Here is a 6,083-nt window from a genome sequence, read left to right on the forward strand (position 1 = left end):
GTCGGATCGGTGGGGGTGGGCGTGGGAGTCGGCGTCGGGGTGGTGCCCGAGGCACACGGCGTGCCGTTGAGCGTGAACGAGGCGGGCGCCGTGTTGGCACCCGACCACGAGGCGATGAAGCCGCCCGTGACCTTCGCGCCCGTGGCGAGCGCGGCGTTCCAGCTCTCGTTCACCACGGTGACGCCGGTCCCGGACTGGGACCACTTGCCGCCCCAGCCCTGACTGACGACCTGGCCGGCCGGGAAGGCGAAGCCGAGGCTCCAGCCGTTCAGCGCGGCACTGTTGTTGGTGACGGTGACGGCGCCCTGGTAGCCGCCGGCCCACTGGCCGACGACCGAGTACTCCACCGTGCAAGCGGGTGCGGCCGCGGCTCCTGAGGCCGTACCCATGAGGGCGAACGCGGTGCTCGCCATCGTGAGCGCCACCCCGGAGAGCAGCGCGGACGGACGTGGGGGATGTCGCATGAGCGAGTCCTCGCAGCGAGGGCACACCCCTGACGGTGTGCCGACCGGACGGATTCGCTCCCACTGGTTCAGAGCTTGTCTCCACGCACCTTCGCTCTTCGCTCCCCCGACCTCCCGAGCCGCGAGGAGAACCACCCGCATGCCACGCATCCGACCAAGAACGCGACCGCGCCGGCAGCTGACCGCGCTGGCCGCCGCGCTCTTCCTCCCCCTCGGTCTCACGGCCGTCGGTGCCACCCCGGCCCAGGCCGCCGACGTGCAGTGCAGCGTCGACTACAAGACGAACGACTGGGGTTCGGGCTTCACCGCCGAACTCACCCTCACCAACCGCGCCACCACCGTGCTCAACGGCTGGACCCTCACCTACGCCTACGCCGGTGACCAGAAGCTCACCAACGGCTGGAGCGGCGTCTGGTCCCAGTCCGGCAAGAACGTCACGGTGACCAACGCCTCCTGGAACGGCACCCTCGCCGCCGGGGCCGCCGCCACCACCGGCGCCCAGTTCACCTACACCGGCGCCAACGCCGCCCCCACCTCCTTCGCGGTCAACGGCACCCCCTGCACGGGCGCCCACCAGCCGCCCGTCGCCGTCCTCACCAGCCCCGCACCGGGCGCCGTCTTCACCTCGGGCGACGCGGTTCCGCTCGCCGCCACCGCCGCCGCGGCCGACAGCGCCACCGTGAGCAAGGTGGAGTTCTACAGGGACACCACGCTCCTCGGCACCGACACCACCGCGCCTTTCACCTTCAGCGCGGCCGGGCTCGCCGCCGGCGCCCACTCCCTCTACGCCAAGGCCTACGACAGCCTCGGCGCCTCCGCCGAGTCCGCGCCCGTCGGCATCACCGTCGCCGCCGGCCCCGCGCTCGTCGCCGCCCCGAGCCAGCTCGGGGTACGTCAGGGCGCCACCGGCACCTTCGACCTGAAGCTCTCCACCGCCCCCACCGCCAACGTCACGGTGAGCGTGGCCCGCACCTCGGGCAACACCAACCTCACCGCGACCCCGGCCTCGCTCACCTTCACCCCGGCGAACTGGAACACCGCCCAGAAGGTGACCGTCGCGGCCGCGGCCACCGGCACCGGCTCCGCGGTCTTCACCGCGACCGCACCCGGCCACGCCAAGGCCGAGGTCACCGTCGCCCAGCTGGCCGCGAACTCCACGTACGACGCCCGCTTCCTCGACCTGCACGGGAGGATCACCAACCCGGCCAACGGCTACTTCTCGCCCGAGGGCATCCCGTACCACTCCGTCGAGACGCTGATCGTCGAGGCCCCCGACCACGGGCACGAGACGACCTCGGAGGCGTACAGCTACCTCATCTGGCTCCAGGCGATGTACGGCAAGATCACCGGCGACTGGACGAAGTTCAACGGCGCCTGGGAGACCATGGAGAAATTCATGATCCCCACTCACGCCGACACGCCCACCACCGGTTCCTACAACGCCTCCAAGCCGGCGACCTACGCCCCCGAGTGGGACCTGCCCTCCCAGTACCCGGCGCGCCTCGACTCCGGAGTGACCTCGGGCTCCGACCCGATCGCCGCGGAACTCAAGACCGCCTACGGCACCGACGACATCTACGGCATGCACTGGATCCAGGACGTCGACAACGTCTACGGTTTCGGCAACGAGCCCGGCAAGTGCTCTGCCGGTCCGACGGCCACCGGCCCCTCGTACATCAACACCTTCCAGCGCGGACCCCAGGAGTCCGTCTGGGAGACCGTCACCCATCCCACCTGCGACAACTTCGGTCATGGCGGGCGGAACGGCTACCTGGACCTGTTCACCGGGGACGCCTCCTACGCCAAGCAGTGGAAGTTCACCAACGCCCCCGACGCCGACGCCCGCGCCGTCCAGGCCGCCTACTGGGCCGACCTCTGGGCCAAGGAGCAGGGCAAGGGCGGTCAGGTCTCCGCGACCGTCGGCAAGGCCGCCAAGATGGGCGACTACCTGCGGTACGCCATGTTCGACAAGTACTTCAAGAAGGCCGGGAACTGCGTCGGCCCCACCACCTGCCCCGCCGGCACAGGCAAGGACAGCGCGCACTACCTGATGTCCTGGTACTACGCCTGGGGCGGCGCCACCGACACCTCGGCCGGCTGGTCCTGGCGCATCGGCTCCAGTCACGCCCACGGCGGCTACCAGAACCCGCTCGCCGCCTACGCGCTCAGCGAGTACGCCCCGCTCAAGCCCAAGTCGACGACGGGTGCGGCGGACTGGGCGACCAGCCTCGACCGGCAGCTGGAGTTCTACCGCTGGCTCCAGTCCGACGAGGGCGCCATCGCGGGCGGCGCCACCAACAGCTGGCAGGGCCGCTACGCCACCCCGCCGGCCGGCACCCCCACCTTCCACGGCCTCTTCTACGACGAGAAGCCCGTCTACCACGACCCGGCGTCGAACCAGTGGTTCGGCTTCCAGGCCTGGTCGATGGAGCGGGTCGCCGAGTACTACCAGCAGACCGGCGACGCCCAGGCGAAGACCGTCCTCGACAAGTGGGTCTCCTGGGCGCTGTCCAAGACCACGGTCAACCCGGACGGCACCTATCGCATCCCCTCCACCCTCCAGTGGTCCGGCGCGCCCGACACGTGGAACGCGGCGAGCCCCGGCGCCAACGCCGGTCTGCACGTCACCGTCGCCGACTACACCGACGACGTCGGCGTCGCCGCCGCCTACGCGAAGACCCTCACCTACTACGCGGCCAAGTCCGGCCACGCCGAGGCCAAGCGCGTCGCCAAGGCCCTCCTCGACGGCATGTGGGACCACCACCAGGACCCGCTGGGCATCGCCGTTCCCGAGACCCGCGCCGACTACAACCGCTTCGACGACCCCGTGTACGTACCGAACGGCTGGACCGGCACCATGCCGAACGGCGACACGGTGAACAACTCCTCCACCTTCGCCTCGATCCGCACCTTCTACCAGGACGACCCGGCCTGGCCGAAGATCGAGGCCTACCTGGCGGGCGGCGCCGCGCCCGTCTTCACGTACCACCGGTTCTGGGCCCAGGCGGACATCGCCCTGGCCATGGGCTCGTACGCGGAGCTGCTCGAATAGCAGCCGCCCCGCACGGAGCGGCTCCGCGTACGACGAGACCGGGCGGACCCCGAGAGGGGGACCGCCCGGTCTTCCGCCGTTCCCGCCGCCGCGCCGACGTCTTCCGCTTCGCGGAGGCCATGACCATGCACACCGACGAGGTCGGCGTCTGCCACCTCGGGGGCAAGCTCGGCCGGCGAGCCTGGGTCACGTTCGACAACGGCGAGGGCTACACTGCCGTCATGGCCGGGGACAAAACGCCCATGCAGGGATCAATGGCCCTTGAGTCGGGCTACGAGCACCAGTGGATCAACACCCGCACCACGGCCCTGTACGGCCCGGCCGCCATCCAGAACCTCGCCCTCGTCGGCGACCACCTCCCCACCTGACCACCGGAGGGCCACCCGATGAGGAGGACAGCACTGCTCGTCGCCGCGGCGACCCTGCTCGGCACCCTCGCCGCCGCACCCACCGGCCACGCCGCCCCCTTCCGGGGACCCCACGGCCCCTACGGCCAGGGGCTCGACCACTGCACCGCCACCACCCCGGACACCGCGTCCCTCGCCTGCCACTTCGACGTCCCGCCCGGCGCGTACGACGTCACCGTGACCCTCGGCGGCGACACCCCCGGATCCACCGCGGTGAGCGGCGAGACCCGGCGCTCCCTGCTCGCCGAGACCGTCACCGGGGCCGGGCAGCGCGTCCGTCGCTCGTTCACCGTGGACGTACGCGAGCCGGAGGGCGAGCCCACCGGACCGGCCGGAAGCCCCGGCCTCGACCTGGTGCTCGGCGGCTCCGCGCCGCGGGTCACCGGGCTCCGGGTCACCCCCGCCGGTGCCGCCCGCAGGCTCTTCCTCGTCGGGGACTCGACCGTCTGCGACCAGCCGGGCGACCCGTACGCCGGCTGGGGCCAGCTCCTCCCCACCCATCTGAAGCGGGGGATCGCGGTCGCCAACCACGCGGACTCCGGCGAGAGCACCGTCACCTTCCTGGAGAACCCGGCCCTCTTCGACCGGGTCGAGGCCGCGATCCGGCCCGGCGACCCCGTCCTGATCCAGCTCGCCCACAACGACAAGCAGACGGACGCCGCCACCTACCGCGCGAACCTCACCACCCTGGTCGAGCGGGTACGGGCCCGGGGCGGCGAACCCGTCCTCGTCACCCCGGTCGTCCGCCGCTGGTTCAACGCCGACGGCACCCTGGACGACGGCGCCCTGCTCGTCAACGGCCTCGGCGTGGACCACCCCGCCGAGATCCGCGCCCTCGCCGCGACCCTCGGCACCCCCCTCGTCGACCTCACCGCCCTCACCCGGGCGCGGGTCGAGGAGCTGGGCCCCGAACCCTCCAAGGCGCTCTATCTGACGACGGAGAAGCGGGACAACACCCACACCTCGGTGCGCGGGGCCACGGAGTACGCGGCCCTCGTCGCGGCGGAGCTGCGGGCCCGTGGAATCGTCCCGGAGCGTCTGCTCCGCTAGGACCCGGTGGGCTTCGCCATCGGCGCCTGGGCCATCCCGCTCGCCATGTGGTGGCTGCCGCGCCGCATCGCCCTCGACATCCACCGGGCCGGCCCCCTGCCGTACGTCGCCAGGACCCGAGCCCCGGCCCCAGGCGGGGGACCGGGAAAGCCGGTCGAGCGGCGTGAAGGCGAGAGGAAACGGAGAATGAGGAGATCGGCGGCGCAGTAAGCGCCTTCCGTCCGGAGTCCGGCCCCTCGCGCGCGACGCCCCGCGCAACCCCGCCCGGCCGCCCGGCGCTTGGACTCTTCGCGACCCGCCTGGACAGCTCGACGAGCGGCCGCTTAGGGTCGGGGTTCGAATCATCGACGGGCGCCGTTCGCCCGGAACACCGGGAACAGCCGAGGAGCGCGCACGTGGTCACCCTCGCCGATGTCGCCCGCCACGCCGGGGTGTCGGCCAGCACGGTCAGTTACGTGCTCAGCGGCAAACGCTCCATATCCGCCCCCACCCGCGAGCGGATCCAGCACAGCATCGACACCCTCGGCTACCGGCCGCACGCCGGCGCCCGCGCGCTCGCCAGCAGCCGGACCGGCATCCTCGCCCTGATGATGCCGCTCCGCACCGGTCTCTACGTGCCGGTCATGATGGAGATCGCCATGGCCGTCACCACCACGGCCCGCTCCCACGGCTACGACGTCCTGCTGCTCACCGGCGAGGAAGGCCCCGAGGCCGTCCGCCGCGTCGAGGGCAGCGCCATCGCCGACGCCATGATCGTCATGGACGTCGGACTCGACGACCCCCGGCTGCCCTGCCTCCAGGAGGCCGAGCGGCCCGCCGTCCTCATCGGCCTCCCCGCCGAATCCGCGGAAGCCGCCGACACCGCCGGACTCGACTGCGTCGACCTCGACTTCGAGGCCGCCGGAGCACGTTGCGTCGAACACCTCGCCGGACTCGGCCACACCGGCGTCGCCGTCCTCGGCGAACCGCCCGCCGTCTACGAACGGGGTACGGGCTTCGCCGCCCGCACCCTCACCGGACTGCGCGCCGCCGCCGGGACCCATGGCATCGGCCTGCTGCACCGGCCCGTCGACGGCACCTACGCCGCCGTCGCCGCCGCCGTCACCCGGA

The 6,083-nt window shown here is 72.1% G+C and carries 5 protein-coding genes and 1 pseudogene; 5 read left to right on the plus strand and 1 reads right to left on the minus strand.

The genetic code is table 11. The features are described 5' to 3' along the window. Positions 1–464, minus strand: a 464-nt coding sequence (locus tag AOK00_RS28395) for a cellulose binding domain-containing protein (RefSeq protein ID WP_254047537.1), incomplete at its 3' end; no start/stop codon positions are given. Between the two features lie 139 nt (positions 465–603). Between AOK00_RS28395 and AOK00_RS28400 the strand changes: the two genes are divergently transcribed. From AOK00_RS28400 to AOK00_RS41490, 5 genes and pseudogenes are all read left to right on the plus strand, one after another. Next, positions 604–3,516, plus strand: coding sequence for a glycoside hydrolase family 48 protein (locus AOK00_RS28400; RefSeq protein WP_055603105.1), 2,913 nt, complete (start codon positions 604–606; stop codon positions 3,514–3,516). A gap of 119 nt (positions 3,517–3,635) precedes the next feature. Then, on the plus strand, positions 3,636–3,884 hold the full coding sequence (locus AOK00_RS28405; RefSeq protein WP_055603106.1) for a hypothetical protein: 249 nt from the start codon (positions 3,636–3,638) through the stop codon (positions 3,882–3,884). Positions 3,885–3,902: 18 nt separating this feature from the next. Beyond that, positions 3,903–4,973, plus strand: coding sequence for a rhamnogalacturonan acetylesterase (locus tag AOK00_RS28410; RefSeq protein ID WP_055603107.1), 1,071 nt, complete (start codon positions 3,903–3,905; stop codon positions 4,971–4,973). Positions 4,974–5,428: 455 nt separating this feature from the next. Continuing rightward, a pseudogene (locus tag AOK00_RS28415) lies at positions 5,429–5,914 on the plus strand (LacI family transcriptional regulator); the annotation flags it as partial. Next, on the plus strand, positions 5,884–6,083 hold a 200-nt coding region (locus tag AOK00_RS41490; protein WP_367870062.1), incomplete at its 3' end, for a hypothetical protein. The pseudogene AOK00_RS28415 and the gene AOK00_RS41490, both read left to right, overlap by 31 nt.

The organism is Streptomyces aureus, assembly GCF_001418135.1.
GTDB classification, from domain to species: Bacteria; Actinomycetota; Actinomycetes; order Streptomycetales; family Streptomycetaceae; genus Streptomyces; species Streptomyces aureus_A.